The sequence below is a fragment of the Idiomarina aquatica genome (assembly GCF_003987185.1).
GTDB lineage: Bacteria > Pseudomonadota > Gammaproteobacteria > Enterobacterales > Alteromonadaceae > Idiomarina > Idiomarina aquatica.
Genome location: NZ_PIPS01000001.1, coordinates 468370 through 485930, shown reverse-complemented (window position 1 = coordinate 485930; position 17561 = coordinate 468370). Strand labels below are relative to the sequence as shown.

The window sequence follows — 17561 nt, the reverse complement described above, 5'->3', positions numbered from 1 at the left end:
GCCGAAGGCCATTCATCTTAATGTCATAAAATCGGCTTAAGCTGTTCTCATCGCAACGATGAGGACAGCCCCATGTTGAATGTAGAAGACGTTGTAAAAGAGAGCCTGCCGCGGATCCATAACAAACCCTGGCTGGCCAAACCCACCACCTGGTTTTTACGCAACCTCCTGCACGAGAGCGATATCCGCGATTTTAGCCAACGCTATCCTGAACTTAACGGCATTGATTTTGTTGAGCAGGTGTTGGACTACTTTAACTTTTCCTACGCCTACCGCAGCAGCGAGCTGGACAACATTCCCACCCACGGGCGGGTAGTGATTTTTGCCAACCACCCGATCGGTTCATTGGACGGGCTGGCGCTGTTGAAACTGGTCAGCGAAGTGCGGGCTGACGTTAAGATCGTTGCCAACGATTTGCTGATGAAACTGGAACCGTTGCAGTCGATGTTACTGCCGGTACGCGTGTTCAACGGCCAGAGTTCGCGTGACGACATTCGCAATATTCACCGGCATCTTGAGGCCGAGGGTGCGGTGATTGTGTTCCCGGCGGGCGAGGTTTCACGACTGCGGCCGCAAGGGGTACGCGACACGCGCTGGCAACAGGGCTTCTTAAAGCTGGCGAAACGCTGTGAAGCGCCGTTATTACCGATCCGCCTGCACGCGCATAATTCAGCACTGTTCTATACCGCCTCGATGGTCTACAAACCGTTGGCAACGTTGTTGCTGGTCAAAGAAATGTTCCGTCAGCAGCGCAAGCACGTCAGTTGCCGGATTGGTGAACTGATCCCATTCAAAGCGTTGGACGCTACACGGTTATTGCCGGTAAAGCAGCAGCTCAAGTTACTGAAAAAACATTTGTACCGACTGGGCACCAAAAAAGAGCTGATTTTTCCGACGCAGACCGCGATTGCCCGGCCGGAGCCGCGCCAAACCCTGAAGCAGGCCATCGAAGCCTGTCAGCAACTGGGTACCACGCCCTGCGGTAAACAGATTGTGTTGTATGAATTTTCCGGCAGCTCGCCGATTCTGCGCGAAATCGGTCGTTTGCGGGAAGTGGCGTTTCGCGCCGTCGGTGAGGGCACCTGGCAGCGCCGTGATCTGGATGATCACGATCGGTATTACATGCACCTGATCCTCTGGGACCCGGCGGATCTTGAGATTGCCGGTGCATACCGGCTGGGTGACTGTGCACAGATCCTGCAGAAGGTCGGCTCAGATGGATTGTATACGCAGGCGTTTTATCAGTTTGATAAAGCGATGTCGGATATTCACGCTGAGGGTCTCGAACTGGGTCGTTCCTTTGTTCAGCCGCGCTATTGGGGCAAACGCAGTTTGGATTATCTGTGGATGGGCATTGGTGCGTTGCTGCGCGCGCGACCGCAGTACCGTTATCTGTTTGGCTCGGTCAGTATCAGTAATGCCTTGCCGGACCCAGCGAAAGAGGCGTTGGTGACCTTCTACCGGCATTATTTTCCGGCGCAGCAACCCTTGGCTGTGGCCAATCACCCGTATCAGCCGGACGCGCGGCATTTTCGTTTAAGCGGCTGCTATGAAGAAGACTTCTGCGATCTAAAAAGTTATCTGGCGTCGATGGGCACCGCGGTGCCGACGCTGTATAAGCAATATGCGGATTTATGCGAGAAGGGCGGTGTGCAGTTTTTGGCGTTTGGGGTGGACCCGGATTTTTCCAATTCAATTGATGGTTTAGTGCTGGTTGATGTGACTAAGCTGAAGGCCAAAAAACGCAAACGCTACTTGTAGGTCGCACATCCTACGCGACGGCTATTTGGCCCTTCGGGCCGGCTGTTTTTAGCGAGCCTCCGGCCGCTGAGGCTGTTTGCCTGACGGCGGTAAAAGCCGTGCGTAGCACAAACAGCCGCAACGAGCGAAGCGATGTTGCAAACAGCCGTCGCGAAGCGACAAAAAGCCGCAACGCAGTTGCAAACAGCCGCAGCGCAGCTGCAAACAGCTGTTACTCCTGGAACTGCTTACCGAAGTAAGAGTCTTCCAACCATTGTGGGCGCTGGTCCGCGTTAGCGATTTCTTTGCCGATTTCGAAGTTGATGTTGGTGAAGCGTGCGCCCGCTTCGTAGTTCACATCGTGTACCTTCAAGTCATCGCTTGGGCGGTGGTAATGTTCCGCAAAGAATTTACCCCAGACTTCGCCACCGTCTTCGCCTTCGGTGCGAGAGGTAAAGCCAGTCATCAGGAACACCGCCGGAATACCTTTTTTCACCAGGGTGTAATGGTCTGAACGGGTAAAGATCGCCTGTTCAGGCATTGGATCCGGGCTTTGCTCGGTATCGTATTTTTCCGCGGCTTTGGTTACCGTGTCACCCAGTGTTGAGTGCGAAGCACCAAAGGCGATGACGTCGGCAAAATCGTACAGTAGCACCGGCATATCCAGGTTTACGTTAGCGACGATGCTGTTTAACGGTACGGTTGGGTTATTGGCGAAGTAATCGGCGCCAAGCAGGCCTTTTTCTTCCGCGGTTACCGACAAGAACATGATTGACCGTTTGTTGTCGATACCTGACTCAACAAACATACGCGCGGTTTCCAGCATTACAGAAACACCGGAGGCGTTGTCCATGGCACCGTTGTTGATGGTGTCATCACTGCTCATGTCTTTCACCACACCGATGTGGTCTGAGTGCGCGGTGTAAACGACGTACTCGTCTTTCAGGTTCGGATCGGTGCCCGGTAATACCGCTGCCACGTTCGGGCTGCTGGTTTCTTCGTGGGTCGATTCTTTCACCAGTTTCACCGAGCCGTCCAGTGCGAAACCTTTTGGTGAGAAGTTAGGATCTTCCTGAATTTGTTCAAAAATGGTGTCCAGCGCTGTGGGCGCATTGGCAAACAGTTTTTGTGCCGGCTCATCGTCGAGATACGCAGAACCCATCAGCTGTTGTTCCTGACCCTGCGGCAGACCGTTTGGACCGATCCAGGTCATGCGAGGCGTTTTGGTGTAGTAAACGCTGGTTTCGAACTTACGCACTTCTTCACGTACCGGGGTATGCAAGGTAATGATACCGACGGCGCCTTTTTCACGGGCGATGTCGTTTTTAATGTTGGCCAGGTGAGCGCCTTCTTCGCTGGGCAGGTTTTCCGGACGGCCGGTCAACATCACTACGATTTTACCTTCAATATCAAGGCCTTCGTAGTCGTTGAGACCAAATTCCGGGGCTTCCATACCGTAGCCGACAAACACCAGTGGTGCGGTCACTTCAGTGCGTTCGCTGTAATGGCTTGGACCTGTAATAAATTCTTTACCAAACTCAAAGCTCATCTCTTCGCCGTCGCGGGAATACACCATTTCGGCGCTATCGGCGACCAGCATGCTGGTGCGGAACGGGATGCGTTGATAGTAGGTGCCATCTTCGCCTGCTGGTTCAAGACCCAGTTGTTTGAATTCGCTGACGATGTATTTCGAGGCGATTTCGTGTCCTTCGCTGCCGGTTTGACGACCTTTTAAGTCATCACTGGCAAGAAATTCTAAATGCGCGCGGATGTTTTCCTGTTGCGCACTGACGCTGACATTTTTCGCAGGAGCGTCCTGCGCGCCACAAGCGGCGAGCGTTGCCGCAACGGCGGCGGGTAACAGCAGACGAGTTAACTTCTTCATGGTGTTCTCACAACGTATTGTTATTAAAAGATGTTGATTTAGCTTTGCCAGTGTACCTCAGCTATCCGTTCAGCACTAGCCGCAGGTGAACCTAAGAGTGTTGCAAATCGTAAACAGCAAGTGTAATGTTATATTATTACATTGAGTCGGTTAAGCAATGAGAAGGACAGTATCGTGAAGTTGAATGCCATTACCTTGAGTGTTTTAAGTATGACGGCCTGCGCTGCGAGCGCCCAACAGGCCGCGGAAACCACACAGCAGCCGGTGGATGAAACCATCGTTATCCGTGCGAATCCGTTGAATAAAACCGCGCTGGAGTCAACTCAGCCGGTTAACATCATAAGCGGTGATGAGCTTAAACAAAAGCATTCGCAGACGTTGGGTGAAACGTTGGCGCTGGAACCGGGTATTAACAACACCCACTATACCGCCGGTGCCGGTAGCCCAATCATTCGTGGCCTTGACGGCCCGCGGGTTAAGGTGACGCAAAATGGTCTGGACAGCGGTGACGTTTCGCGCGGCAGCCCGGATCATGCGGTGACCACGGAAACCAGCAGCGCTGAACAAATTGAAGTGTTACGCGGTCCGGCTACCTTGTTGTACGGCAGTGGCGCCATTGGCGGTGTGATTAATGTGGTCGACGGACGCATTCCGGCGGAACCGGTGTACGGTTTAAGCGGTAACGCGAACCTTCGTGGTGCTACGGTTAATGACCAAAAAGAGGCATCTTATAACATTACCGCGGGTAACGGCAGTTGGACGTTTTACGCGGATGCGCATTATCGCCGTGCGGATGATTTTGAAACACCGACGTTCCTTAACGACGAAGGCGAAGTGGTTGATGTTGTCGAAAACAGCTTTGCCGATTCTGACGGTGCCAGCCTGGGCACTTCATACCACGGTGACTGGGGCTACTTTGGTGTGAGCTACGAAGCGCTGAACATGCAATACGGTATTCCCGGTCATGCCCATGAAGATCACGGTCATGAAGAAGAGGAAGAGCACGAGGACGAGCACGGAGCGCTGGAGGAGCATGACGAACATGATGAGCATGAGGGCGAAGCGCTGCCGTTTGCCGATCTGGAGCAACAACGCTGGCAGTTCGCCGGCCAGTTTAATGCGCCGCTGCAGGGTTTCGAAGCGCTGGAGTTTCGTGCCGGCCTAACCGATTATCAGCACAGCGAAGTTGAAGGTGACATCCTCGGCACCCAGTTTAAGAATCAGCAAAAAGAATTGCGCGTGATCGCCAAGCATGAGCCGTTAGGCGGCTGGAGTGGCGCTCTGGGTTATCAGTGGGACATCAGTGACAAGCAAGCCTTTGGTGCAGAAGCCTTTACGCCGGATACCTCACGCCGTTCGCAAGGCGTATTTTGGTTGGTGGAACAGGAATTTGGTGACCATCACGTGGATTTGGGCGCACGCTACGAGCGCACCACATTGGCCAGCGACGACGTACGCCTGGATACCTTCAACTCGGTATCAGCGTCGGCCGGCTACCTCTACCACTTTGATAAATTCAGTTCGGTATCGGTTAATTTGAGCCATGCTGAGCGTGCGCCGAGTGCTACTGAAGTGTTTGCTAACGGCGAGCATTTCGCCACCCGCACCTACGAATTAGGTACTTTCTACGAGTTGCATGCGGAAGACAACGGCGAATATCACATTGAAGAAGCCGGGCACGCGCTGAATACCGAAACATCGAACAACATCGACGTTGGGTTTCACTACGAAAACGAACAACTGCACGCCGAGTTAAACGTGTTCTATAACCGCGTTGACGACTTTATCTATGAACGCTTTACCGGCATCAGCAGTAACTTGCTGCACACCGACGAAGGCCATGAAGAAGCTCATGAGGAAGGCCATGAGGAAGGCCACGAAGAGCCGCATGACGAGCATGATCACGGCGCTGAAGAGGGTCTGCAAGTGGTACAGTTTGCGCAGACCGATGCCGAACTTTATGGCTATGAACTGGATCTGAGCTACCGCATCGACGACCAATGGTCGTTGCACGGCTTCAGTGATTACACTCGTGCGAAGCAGCGCGGTGGTGATGACTTGCCGCGTATTCCGGCGCAGCGGGTCGGTATCGAAGCCCGTTATCAGGCTCAACAGTGGGATGCGGCGCTGGGCTATACCCGCTACCTGGAACAGGATCGTATCGCCACCAACGAAACCGTCACACCAGCGTTTGGGTTGTTGGATGCGCGGTTGAATTATTACCCGCAGTGGCTGGCGCAGTATGGTGCCACGGTTTATCTGAAGGGTGAGAACCTGACTAACCAGTTGGGTCTGGTACACAGCTCGTTTTTGAAAGACGACGTGCCGATGGCCGGACGTAACCTGCAATTAGGGGTGTCAATAAACTTCTGAAGCGCACCGTTAATCGCAGCGTAACAGTATAACGCAGCATTATTTGGTATGCTTGCACGTTATCAATATGAGCAACGCTTTGATAGCAAGCAAGGACACCCGATATGCTGCGTTTTTCTATGCTGGCTGCGGCGGTTACCGCGGTATCAGCAAGTTTATGTTCAACCCCGGCTGCCGCTGAGCAGCTGACCATCGAACGAATTTTCTCGGCGCCGGCACTGTCCGGCGAATCCATTCGTGCCTTACGTTTTGCGCCGGACGGTCAGTCACTGACCTATCTGAAAGGGCGTGATGACGACGCCAGTCGTTATGACCTTTGGCAGTATCAAATTGACTCCGGTGAACACCGTCTGCTGGTGAATTCCGACAGCCTTTATTCGGGCCCGGAGAACCTCTCCGACGAAGAAAAAGCGCGGCGTGAACGGCTACGCTTGAGCGGCTCGGGGATTGTTTCCTATCAATGGTCGGCGCAGTCCGACGCGTTATTGTTCCCGCTTAACGGCGACGTCTATTACTACGATTTAGCGCAAGGCAAAGCGCGTCAGATTACCGATACTGAGGCGTTTGAAACCGATGCGCGGCTATCGCCGCAGGGCAATTATGTGTCCTTTATTCGTGAGCAAAACCTGTACACCGTGCATCTGGACAGCGGCAAAGAGCAGGCGATCACACACTCTGGTGGTGGTGTTATCAAATTTGGCATGGCGGAATTTGTCGCACAGGAAGAGATGGATCGCATGACCGGTTATTGGTGGGCGCCGGATGAGTCGTCATTGGTGTTAACCAAGGTTGACGAAACACCGGTTGACATTGCCACCCGCAGCGAAATCTATGCCGACCGTATCGATATGATCGAGCAGCGTTATCCGTTTGCCGGTACCGACAATGTCGATATTGACCTGGGTTGGGTGAAGCTGTCTGAGCGTGAACAGAGCCTGGAGTCGACCATTCAGTGGCTGGGTTTGTCCGAGTTAGGGGATGGCTATCTGGCGCGGGTTAACTGGATGAACGACGGCAAACGGTTTACTTACCAGTGGCAAAGTCGCGATCAGCAAACCCTGGAACTGCGGTTGGTGGAAACCGAGGCACTGAAGCAGCAAGTGCTGATCACCGAAACCAGCGACAGCTGGGTGAACATCCATGATGATCTGTACTTTTTGAACGACAACAAACACTTTGTCTGGGCGTCTGAGCGCAGTGGCTATAAGCATTTGTACCTGTATCGCGTGGACGGCAGTTTAATTCGTCAGTTAACCGCCGGTAATTGGGCGGTGGACGAATTGGAAGCCATTGATGAGCAAACCGGTGTGATTTATTTTAGTGGTCGTCAGTCGTCACCGCTGGAACGTCACCTGTACCGTAATCAGCTAAACACCGGTTCGCCGGGCTCGCCAAGCCGCATTACCGAGCGCGAAGGCATTCACAGTATTGTATTTGCCAGTGATGCACAATCTTACCTGGATACCTTTGAATCGCCTGAGCAACCGCCGCAGGTTAGCTTGCACGGACCGACCGGGGAACGACTGGCGTGGTTGAATCAGAATGAAATTAACAAAAACCATCCGCTGAAGCCGTATTACCGGGACTGGTTGTATCCAGACTACGGCACGCTGGAAGCTGATGACGGCCAGACGTTATATTATCAGCTGACCAAACCGGCCAATTTTGACAGTCAGAAGCAATATCCGGTGATGGTATACGTTTATGGCGGACCGGGCGTGCAGGTCGTCGATAAAGGCTGGGGTAACCTGTTTGTGCAGTACATGGCACAACAGGGGTACGTGGTCTTCAGCCTTGATAACCGCGGCTCAGCCAATCGCGGCAAAGCCTTTGAAGCGCCAATTTACCGCGCTATGGGAGAGCCGGAAGTGCGCGATCAGATGCGTGGTGTCGACTACTTGCGCACGTTGGACTTTGTCGACCCGGATCGGATCGGCATCTATGGTCACAGTTACGGTGGTTACATGACGTTAATGTCGATGTTTAAAGCGCCGGATTATTTTGCGGCGGGCGTATCGGGTGCTCCGGTTACCGACTGGGCGTTGTATGACACGCACTACACCGAACGTTATATGGGCATGCCACAAAACGGCGACGCTTACCAGAATTCGTCGGTGTTTCCGTATGCGGAAAAGCTACAGGGCGACTTGCTCATTTATCACGGTATGGCCGATGACAACGTGCTGTTTACCCACAGCACCAAGTTGTACAAGCAGTTGCAGGATAATCGCCAGCAATTTCAGATGATGAATTATCCGGGCAAAAAGCACTCGCTGAATGGCACCGCGACGAAAATTCACCGGCATCAGCTGATCCACGACTTTTTTCAACAAACGCTTAAAAAATAATGCGTTATACTTAGCGACTCTTTCACTTAATTTGTTAAGGAGTCGCTATGCGTTTTCTTTCCCGCCGCTTGGTTATGCCCAATGACCTTAACTTTGCCGGCTCTTTATTCGGTGGCCGTATTCTGGAATGGATTGACGAAGAAGCCTACATCTTCGCCAGTTGTCAGTTGGAAGCCAAAAGCCTGGTCACCAAGCACATCGGTGCCATCACGTTTGAAACCTCTGCGTTCCAGGGGGACGTGGTGGAATTTGGCCTGCAGGTGAAAAAAGCCGGCCGCAGCTCACTGACGATTACTTGTGTGGTGCGTAATAAACACACCAAACAAAACATCTGTGTGGCGGACGACATTGTCTTCGTTCACATTGATCCTGAAACTCGCCAGCCGACTCCGCACGGTAAAACCAAAGCCGAACTGGACGAAGCTAAAATCGACGTTTAACGCGTCGGGGTTCGCCTTAAATCGGCGAACCCGGAGGTAATGGATGTGGCTGGTAATTGGCTGGCCACGTTCCTTCATCTAAGTAAGTCTGCAACTGCTGCGCTAAGGTGTTAGCCAGGCCGTTATCGCTGTTGCTCAGCTTTTGTTGCTGAGTTTGCAAGGCACGGCGCAGTGTCAACGCCACTTCTGGTGCTAACTGTTCATCCTCCAGCGCTTTCACCATCGCATTAAAGGCGGTGCTCAGCAGCCGTTGCCGCAACACATCATCTGGTTGTTGCTGCCAGTCTTCCAGTACCACTGCGGCGACCTGATTGAAGAGCGCGGCTGCCGAAGGGACGTCGCTGTCGCGGGCGTGCTGTTGATGCAAGCGGTTAAGGCGGGCACTGTCAAACATTCGCGTTAAGCTAAAGTGCGCGGCGCTGGCTGCCCAACTGACCGGATCCGGGATCAAACCGGTGCGGCCTTTAAAGCGCTCGCGGTTATCAGCGGAACCATACGCCAGAGGGACCATCAATCGTGCAACCTGCTGCGGCAATTGCAGTTGATCGGCACGAATGGTTCTCAGCAGTTGCTGTAACGCGCGTTGCTGGTTAGCGGCGCCAACCGGCTGGTAGTTTTTCGGCGCGCTGTCGTTCATGTAATAGCGGTAGTGAACACCGCCGAGCACCTTAACCGCGGCTTCGGTCTGGTAGCGGTGCAGCAAATACATGGGTACCAGCACTTCCTGCAAGTCGCTGAGCGGCGCGTCAGCAGGCAGTTGGCTCTGACCAAAGTTTTGCAAAACTTGTTCGCGCACGGTCAGAATCCGCTGCAGTTCGGTCACCGGGTCGGCACCATTGTCCCACAGGTGAGCGGTGGGGTGCGCGCCGCTAACGGGGCGGGCGTCGCGGTCGGAAATAAATTCGAGCCCCAGTTGCTGGTTTTCGGCCAGAATACGTTGCAACTGTTCTGACTCCGACGGCATACCGCCAAAGTCACTGTAGCCGTACGCAATGACTTGTTTGTCCCAATCACCCAAACCGACGTCGTAAGCCTCTTGCAGGCTCAGCGTGCCGTCAGTGGTGAGGGTGACCAGCGGGTGCGGGTAATCCATCACGGAAGCCCGGTCCTGCGGTGATGCGGCAAAGTTATGGGCGATACCCAGGGTGTGGCCAATTTCGTGGGCGCTGAGCTGGCGGATACGCGCCAGAGCCATGGCCTCGATGGTTTCCTTCAACTCGGCGCGGTTATCGCGATGAAATGGACCGAGCAGGCCTTCGGCGATTTTCATGTCCTGACGAACGCGCAATGAACCGAGTGTCACGTGACCTTTGATGATTTCGCCGGTACGCGGGTCGATCACCGACGAACCATAGGACCAGCCACGGGTGGCACGATGCACCCACTGGATGACGTTGTAGCGTACGTCCATCGGGTCAGCGCCGTCCGGTAATACTTTGACTTGAAACGCGTTTTCGTAACCGATGGCGTCAAACGCCTGTGCCCACCATTGTGCCCCTTCAAGCAATGCGCTTTTCACCGGCTCCGGTGCGCCCGGATCCAGGTAGTAGACAATAGGCTCACGCGCTTCACTGCGGGAGGCGATAGGGTCTTTTTTGTTGAGCCGGTGACGGGGGATTACTTTGGTTTCCAGATCACTGCCCAGCGGCGCGGAATAGTCGACAAAGGTTTCGGCCCAAAAGCCGCTGTTGGGATGGAAAGCTCGCGGCGTGTAGTTGTCGTCCGGCAGGCGGATGAAGGAGTGATGCAGGTGCAGCGTCAGCGCATTGCTGTCGGCTGCCACCTGACGCAGATAACGGCCGTTGCCTTCACCGGTAAACGTGACTTTGGCTTCGAGCTCGGTGTTATCGACAAAGGCTTTACTGCGCGCCGGATAAATCACCGAACGGCTGCTGTCGACGCTAAAGCTACCCTGGTTGGTGGATTTCAGCCGCTGACTGACGCCGTGGACATCGGACAGCAAATACGGGGTGTAATCGATCAGTACCGAATTGCCGTCGTCGGCGCGCGCGACCACGTTAAAGCCATACAGTGCGCTGTCGGCAAAGGCTTCGTTGACGCTGTCGCGTTCGGCCTGGTTACGGCTGCTGGCGCGAAACCCGGTGTTATGCGCTAACAGTAAGGCTTTATCGCCCTCGACATGAAACGACGCTAACTGCGTCTGGCCAAGTTGACCGCGATCCAAACCGATGTCATTGGAGCCAAGCCCCCAGGGCAACGAGGTTTGAAAAATAAAGGCGTCACCATCGACCGGCACCTGCAGGTAAATTTTGCCGTTGTGCTGATCGTGGTAAAAGGTATAAAAGCCCTGGTGTTGTTGCAGCGACTCGGTAAAACTTGCCACCGTCGGGACGTCAGCGTCTGCGTCAACGGCCGGCACCCAGGCGAGGCTTAGGATGAGTAGGGTTAAACTAATAACGTGCCGCATAACGGGTTCCTTATTATTATTCCAGTTGTTCTGCGATTTCTTCCAGCAATTGAGTGGTCCACTGTTCGATGCGCTCATCGGACAATTCATACTGTGAATCTTCATCCAGCGACAGTCCAACAAAATATTGCTGATCCTCGGTCAATGCTTTTGACGCAGCGAAGTCGTAGCCCTGGTTGGGCCAAAAGCCAATGCGTTTACAATTTTTGTCGGCAATGGCGTCATGCAACATGCCAAGGGCGTCCTGAAACCAGTCGGTGTAGCCTTCCTGGTCGCCCATACCGTATAGCGCAACCAGCTTGCCGTCCAGGTTAAGCGGGGTGATGTCGTCCCAGTGGCTTTCCCAGTCTTCCTGCAGCTCACCGAAGTCCCAGGTGGATATCCCGAAAATCAGAATGTCAAACTGCTCGGCTTCGGCCAGAGGGGTGTCTTTGATGTTGTAAAGCGACACGATGTCGGCGCCAATCGCCTGCTGAATTTTCTCCGCTGCGATTTCGGTATAGCAGGTGGTTGAACCATAAAATAAACCGATTTTTAGTGACATAGGCTAAGACGTCTCCTGTCGGATCGACGATAATGTTCGTGTAGGTGCGGATGCATTGTAACAAAAAGCTGGTTAAAATGGCCGCCAACTTATCATGAAAAGGATACCTTATGTCGCTTAACGTCGTGGTGGAACAACTGGAAGCCGTATTTGATCAAGCCTATGTCGACGGCACCGATGATGAGCTGTTTGCCAGTGGTTATTTGCGCGGACACTTTGATTTGGTGATTGCGAAAATGGAAATGAACGGAGAAACCGATCCGGCGTTGATCATGCCGCACCTGCGTGCTGCGGTTGAGCAGGCAAAGCATGAACTGGCGCCTGCGGATCAGGCGCACGTGCAAAACCTCATGGCGAAGCTGGAAGGCGTCTGAGCCGTGGCCGCGATTAGCGTGGTGTTAGCCGCGCTAACGCATCGCTGGATAATGGCTGCAGGCCGCCGGTAATTTGCGCGGCAAGCACCTCGGCCAATACTGGCGCGGCGGTCAGGCCGCGCGACCCCAACCCACTGCAAACATACACCTTATTGGCGACGAGCCCGGCCATCGGCTGGTGATCGGGGGTAGTGGCTCTTACACTGACGCGCGAGGCGACGTGTTCAAGCCCCGCGGCCCATGGTTGTTCGGCGCAGTCGGCAAGACTGGCCTGATTTTGCTGGTCATCTTCGCTACGCACATCGGTGCGATCATCGCCGCGGTTGAAGGTCGCGCCAATACAATGCAGGCCGTTATCGGCCGGCACCATATAGCCTTTGTAGCACAATACGGTGCGCAACGCGGTGGTTGCCGGAGTGGCGCGAACCAGACTGATTTGCCCGCGTACCGGGTTCAGTGACGGCCGTTCGCCGGTGATGGCCTCCACCAGCGCAGCGCTGTGATGACCACAGGCGATAACGGTTGGGGTATGCGGTTGGACATCAGCAGGCTCAAACTGGGTCTGTTTGAGCTCGGCAGCAGCGCTGTCAAACAACGCCTTAACCAGTGGTGCCGGACGGAGCCAACCGGCTGCCGGGTACAACAGGCTGGGTTGACCAATGGCCAGGTTAGCGGCGGCATCGGCCTGTGCGGGTGTTTGCAGAGAGACGGTCTGCTCACTGTAAAGGCCGCTGGCAATTTTTTCCGCACGTTGACGGCGCTGAGGGTTAAAACCCGGTTGCATCACGCCACTGTCAAACCAGTGTTGATGACGCCAGGGCAAATAGTAACTGACTGCGGTGCTGAAGGCCTGCAGATAAAATTGACTCAGCGGCGTGGTTTCGGCGTGCAACAAGGGATACACCGCGCCCTGAGGGTTGCCCGAGGCGCCGTCGGCAATGCCGTTGCTGACCACCTTAACCGGCACGCCCCGGCGCGTTAGTGCCAGCGTCAGAGTTGCGGCCGCAATGCCACCGCCGACAACGGTAACGGCGTCGGTGCGCAGCACTTGCTTGCACGGCAGTTGCGATTGCTGCGCCTGTCCACACAGCATCTCGCGCTTACGACCGAATCCTTTGACCTTTTCAACGCTAAAGCCGGCGGCCTGTAGCCCTCGCTTGACCACGCCGGCGGCTGTGAAGGTTGCATAACGGGTGTGTTGGTGAGCGCTGGCGGCCATCGCCTCGAACAAAAACGGCTGCCACATTTGCGGGTTCTTTGCCGGCGCGAAGCCGTCCAGAAACCAACGGTCAACCTGTCCCCGTGCCTGCTCGATAAATTGCGGCAGTTGATCCTCAATATCACCACACCAGAGGTCCAGTGTGACCCGCCCGTCGGCTAGACACAACCGGTGACAGCCTTGTTCTGGCGACGGATAGACCGCAAGTAATTGCTCACACAAGGGTTGCAGTTGCGGCAGTGCCTGATACGCTTGTTGTAACTGCGCGCGGCTGAGCGGAAACTTTTCAAAGCTGACAAACACCAGCCGGCAACTGGCCGGTGCGTGCTGCACGAAGGCCTGCCAACACAGCAAAAAGTTTAAGCCGGTGCCAAACCCGGTCTCTGTCACCACATATTCATAATGTTGCGGTAGCTTGGCAAATGCCTCGGGTAATCCATTGTGTTGTAAAAACACGTAGCGTGACTCATCAATGCCGCTGTCGACGGAAAAGTAAATGTCGTCAAATTGGTTCGATACGGGCACGCCGTCGCTGTTAAAGTGGATATCCGCCGTTGAATTCATTTAGCTAGCTCATGGAATCTGTCATAATGGACGCTATAATAACAGCCAATGGGTACAAATCGGTAGACAAAGCAGACCACCTGATGGGATTAGCTTCGTTACCATAGGCGTCATACTAGCGAACAGTTTAAGCATTTTAATTACTTCAAGTTAAACCAAAGGCGCAGCAGCGCCGCACAGGAACACAGAATGAAAAGAGCAGTGATCACTGGACTCGGGATTGTCTCGAGCATCGGCACCAACCAGGAAGAAGTGTTGGCATCATTACGCACCGGCAAATCGGGGCTTGAACGCTCTGAATCTTTTGCTGAAATGGGACTACGCTGTCAGGTCTGGGGCCCTGTTCGCCTCGACGTAAAAGATCATATCGATCGTAAGGCGTTACGGTTTATGGGCGACTCGGCCGCTTATGCCTACATCGCCATGAAACAGGCAATTGCCGATGCCGGCCTGAGCGACGAGGAAGTGTCAAACCCGCGCACCGGCTTGGTGGTGGGTTCGGGCGGTGCTTCCGGCGAACATCAGGTTGCTGCAGCCGACACCTTACGTGAGAAAGGCGTCAAACGTGTGGGTCCTTACATGGTTCCGCGTTGCATGGCGTCAACCACCTCAGCGTGCTTAGCGACGCCGTACAAAATTAAAGGCGTGAATTATTCCATCAGCTCAGCCTGTGCGACTTCAGCGCACTGTATCGGCCACGCGTTGGAACTGATCCAGTTCGGTAAACAAGATCGTGTGTTTGCCGGTGGCGGTGAAGAGTTGCACTGGACGCTGGGTATGGAATTTGATGCGATGGGCGCGCTCAGCACTAAGTACAACGATACACCGGAAAAAGCATCACGGACTTACGACCGTGACCGTGATGGTTTCATTCCGGCCGGTGGCGGCGGTATTCTGGTTATCGAAGAACTGGAAGCGGCAAAAGCCCGTGGCGCGAAAATCTACGCCGAAATCGTCGGCTATGGTGCAACCTCGGACGGTTATGACATGGTGGCGCCGTCAGGTGAAGGCGCAGTGCGTTGCATGAAGATGGCGATGTCGACGGTCGATACCCCGATCGATTACCTGAATACCCACGGCACCAGCACACCGGTAGGTGATGTGAAGGAACTGGAAGCCATCCGTGAAGTGTTCCCTGAGCAGACGCCGATGATCAGCGCGACCAAAGCCATGACCGGTCACGCATTGGGTGCTGCCGGTGTACATGAAGCCATTTACTCATTGTTGATGATGAAAAACGGCTTCGTGACGCCAAGCATCAACATCGAAAATCTCGATGAAGCGGCGGAAGGCATGAACATCGTGCGTGAGCCAACCGAAGCAAAACTGAAGACCGTGATGTCGAACAGTTTCGGTTTCGGTGGTACCAACGCGACGCTGGTGTTGCGTGAATACAGCGAATAATTCACGTTTAACGCGAATTCGTTAACGTGCAGATTGTCGCAGACCAAAACATACCCGCATTGTCGTCATTACTGACGGATGCGGGTTCTTTGTCTTTGTACGCGGAGCGACAGCCGCCGGCACATTTGCTAGCCGAGGCGGAGGTGTTGCTGGTGCGCTCGGTGACCCGTGTTGATGAGGCCTTGCTGGCGCAGGCACCACGACTTAAGTTTGTGGCCACCGCAACCATTGGTACCGAACACCTTGATTTGGCGGCGCTGGCGGAGCGTGGCATCGCGGTGGCCAGTGCGCCGGGTGCGAATGCGGATTCGGTGGGTGAGTATGTACTGACCGCGGTGCTGGCGCACTATCAGCGCCGGCAGCAGCTAGCGACATTGGCGGATAAGGAAGTGGCGATCATCGGCGCCGGCAATACCGGGCGCGCTGCGGGCCGGCGTCTGGCCGCGCTGGGTCTGACGGTTCACTATTATGATCCGCCGTTGTTGCAGAAGGGGGCCGTGCCACCCGGGCTGGAAGTGCACGATCACTGGCAGCGGGTACTGAACTCGGACATCATCAGTTGTCATGTGCCGCTGGTGACGGCAGGCCCTCATCCCACCCATCATTTATTGGATATTGAAGCCCTGCAGTCGCTGCACAGCGGACACTTGTTGATTAATGCCAGCCGCGGAGCGGTGATTGATAATCAGGCATTACTGACTTGTTGTGAACAGGGTGATTGTCCGGGCCTGATCCTGGACGTGTGGGAAGGCGAGCCAGCCATTGCGGTGGCGTTGCTGGAGCACGTTTCGATTGCCACGCCGCACATTGCCGGCCACAGTGCCGAAGGCAAAGTCGGTGGTGCATTGAAAGTGGCCGAAGCCTTGTATGCGTTTTTGCAGCGGCCGTTTACCGCCGACGCTGACAGCGTGTTGCCGGCCTGCCCATGGCCGACCTTTGACGCAACGCAGATTGCGTCGCTGGAGGATTTGGCGGCGCTGGCACTGCACCGTTACGATATCTGGCGCGACGATGCCCTGATGCGCAGAGACGGCGGCACCGCGGCCGGCTTTGATCAATTACGAAAACAGTATCGTAAAGATAATCCACGCCGACAGTTCAACAATCAACGTATTGCGTGTCATAATAGTCAGCAGTTTGAACAATTTTTACAGTTGGGCTTTAACGCCGTCAGGGCGCAGTCCTAGCATAATACAGGAGTTACTATGTCTGAAGGTTTTCGCGTTGCCGTTTTAGGTGCCACCGGGTTGGTGGGTCAACAGATGATTGAGATCCTGCAGCAGCGAAAATTTCCTGTGAGCCAATTGTTTCCGCTCGCCAGTGCGCGTTCGGCTGGTGCTACGGTAAAATTCGGTGGCGAAGACATCGAAGTACTCAACGCCGAAGAATTCGACTGGAGTGAGGCTGATATTGGGTTTTTCTCAGCCGGTGGCAGTATTTCCCGCGAATTTGCACCTAAGGCCGCTGAAGCCGGCTGTGTGGTGATTGATAACACCTCAGAATTTCGTTACGAAGCGGACATCCCGCTGGTGGTGCCGGAAGTGAACGGTTATGCGTTGGCGGACTTCCGTAATCGCAACATCATCGCCAACCCGAACTGTTCAACCATTCAGATGCTGGTGGCGCTAAAGCCATTGCATGATGCGGTTGGTATTGAGCGCATTAACGTTGCCACCTACCAGTCGGTGTCCGGTGCCGGTAAGGAAGCGATGGAAGAGCTCGCCAAGCAAACCGCCGAACTGTTAAACGGCAAAGAGCCGACGGTGGCAAACTTCAGCCGTCAGATTGCCTTTAACTGCATTCCGCAAATTGATGTGTTTATGGACAACGACTACACCAAAGAAGAAATGAAAATGGTGTGGGAAACCCAGAAGATACTCAATGATCCGACCATTCGCGTGAATCCGACCGCGGTGCGGGTACCGGTATTCTTCGGTCACGCCGAAGCGATTCATATCGAAACCCGTCAGCCGATTACTGCTGAGCACGCGAAGCAGTTGTTGCAGGACGCGCCGGGAATCACTCTGCTGGAAACCCGGGAAGAGTTCCCGACTCAGGTTGGCAATGCCGCCGGTCACGATGAGGTCTTTGTTGGCCGTATTCGTGAAGACATCAGTCATCCGCAGGGTTTGAACTTGTGGGTGGTAGCCGACAACATTCGCAAAGGCGCCGCGACTAACTCGATTCAAATTGCTGAGCACTTGATTCGCGAATATTGGTAACGGGTTGTTGAAAAGAGTGT

At 54.5% G+C, this 17561-nt stretch carries 12 protein-coding genes; 8 read left to right on the top strand and 4 right to left on the bottom strand.

Translation table 11 applies throughout. From position 1 onward, the window contains the following. Nucleotides 1–72 precede the first annotated feature (72 nt). Complete coding sequence (olsF, locus tag CWE23_RS02405) at nt 73–1761, top strand: bifunctional ornithine lipid synthase OlsF (protein WP_105305949.1); 1689 nt, start codon at nt 73–75, stop codon at nt 1759–1761. 211 nt (nt 1762–1972) lie between these two features. Here the strand turns inward: olsF and CWE23_RS02400 are convergent, their stop codons facing one another. After that, nucleotides 1973–3625, bottom strand: a complete 1653-nt coding sequence (locus CWE23_RS02400; RefSeq protein ID WP_126819273.1) for a M28 family metallopeptidase — start codon at nt 3623–3625, stop codon at nt 1973–1975. A 174-nt stretch (nt 3626–3799) separates the two neighbouring features. Between CWE23_RS02400 and CWE23_RS02395 the strand changes: the two genes are divergently transcribed. The 3 genes from CWE23_RS02395 (at nt 3800) to CWE23_RS02385 (ending at nt 8786) form a co-directional block, all read left to right on the top strand. Further along, complete coding sequence (locus CWE23_RS02395) at nt 3800–5998, top strand: TonB-dependent receptor (RefSeq protein ID WP_126819272.1); 2199 nt, start codon at nt 3800–3802, stop codon at nt 5996–5998. A 104-nt stretch (nt 5999–6102) separates the two neighbouring features. After that, entirely contained in the window at nt 6103–8346 is a 2244-nt protein-coding gene (locus CWE23_RS02390; RefSeq protein ID WP_126819270.1) for a S9 family peptidase, read from the top strand. Nucleotides 8347–8393: 47 nt separating this feature from the next. Next, complete coding sequence (locus CWE23_RS02385; protein ID WP_105305953.1) at nt 8394–8786, top strand: acyl-CoA thioesterase; 393 nt, start codon at nt 8394–8396, stop codon at nt 8784–8786. A 16-nt stretch (nt 8787–8802) separates the two neighbouring features. Here the strand turns inward: CWE23_RS02385 and CWE23_RS02380 are convergent, their stop codons facing one another. After that, the gene (locus CWE23_RS02380) at nt 8803–11214 is read right to left on the bottom strand and encodes a zinc-dependent metalloprotease (RefSeq protein ID WP_126819268.1); all 2412 of its coding nucleotides are present in this window, start codon (nt 11212–11214) and stop codon (nt 8803–8805) included. A gap of 16 nt (nt 11215–11230) precedes the next feature. After that, complete coding sequence (gene fldB / locus CWE23_RS02375; protein WP_105305955.1) at nt 11231–11758, bottom strand: flavodoxin FldB; 528 nt, start codon at nt 11756–11758, stop codon at nt 11231–11233. Nucleotides 11759–11868: 110 nt separating this feature from the next. Here fldB and CWE23_RS02370 point away from each other — a divergent pair, with 110 nt between their 5' ends. Then, entirely contained in the window at nt 11869–12132 is a 264-nt protein-coding gene (locus tag CWE23_RS02370; protein ID WP_105305956.1) for a YfcL family protein, read from the top strand. A 13-nt stretch (nt 12133–12145) separates the two neighbouring features. Here the strand turns inward: CWE23_RS02370 and mnmC are convergent, their stop codons facing one another. Then, complete coding sequence (mnmC, locus tag CWE23_RS02365) at nt 12146–13915, bottom strand: bifunctional tRNA (5-methylaminomethyl-2-thiouridine)(34)-methyltransferase MnmC2/FAD-dependent 5-carboxymethylaminomethyl-2-thiouridine(34) oxidoreductase MnmC1 (RefSeq protein WP_126819266.1); 1770 nt, start codon at nt 13913–13915, stop codon at nt 12146–12148. A gap of 189 nt (nt 13916–14104) precedes the next feature. Between mnmC and fabB the strand changes: the two genes are divergently transcribed. The 3 genes from fabB to CWE23_RS02350 are packed head-to-tail and all read left to right on the top strand — an operon-like array spanning nt 14105 to nt 17541. Continuing rightward, nucleotides 14105–15319, top strand: coding sequence for a beta-ketoacyl-ACP synthase I (gene fabB, locus CWE23_RS02360; RefSeq protein WP_105305958.1), 1215 nt, complete (start codon nt 14105–14107; stop codon nt 15317–15319). Nucleotides 15320–15345: 26 nt separating this feature from the next. Further along, nucleotides 15346–16506, top strand: coding sequence for a 4-phosphoerythronate dehydrogenase (locus CWE23_RS02355; RefSeq protein WP_126819265.1), 1161 nt, complete (start codon nt 15346–15348; stop codon nt 16504–16506). Nucleotides 16507–16524: 18 nt separating this feature from the next. Next, nucleotides 16525–17541 carry an aspartate-semialdehyde dehydrogenase gene (locus CWE23_RS02350; protein WP_105305960.1) on the top strand — a complete coding sequence of 339 codons (1017 nt, stop codon included), beginning with the start codon at nt 16525–16527 and terminating at the stop codon, nt 17539–17541. Nucleotides 17542–17561 lie beyond the last annotated feature (20 nt).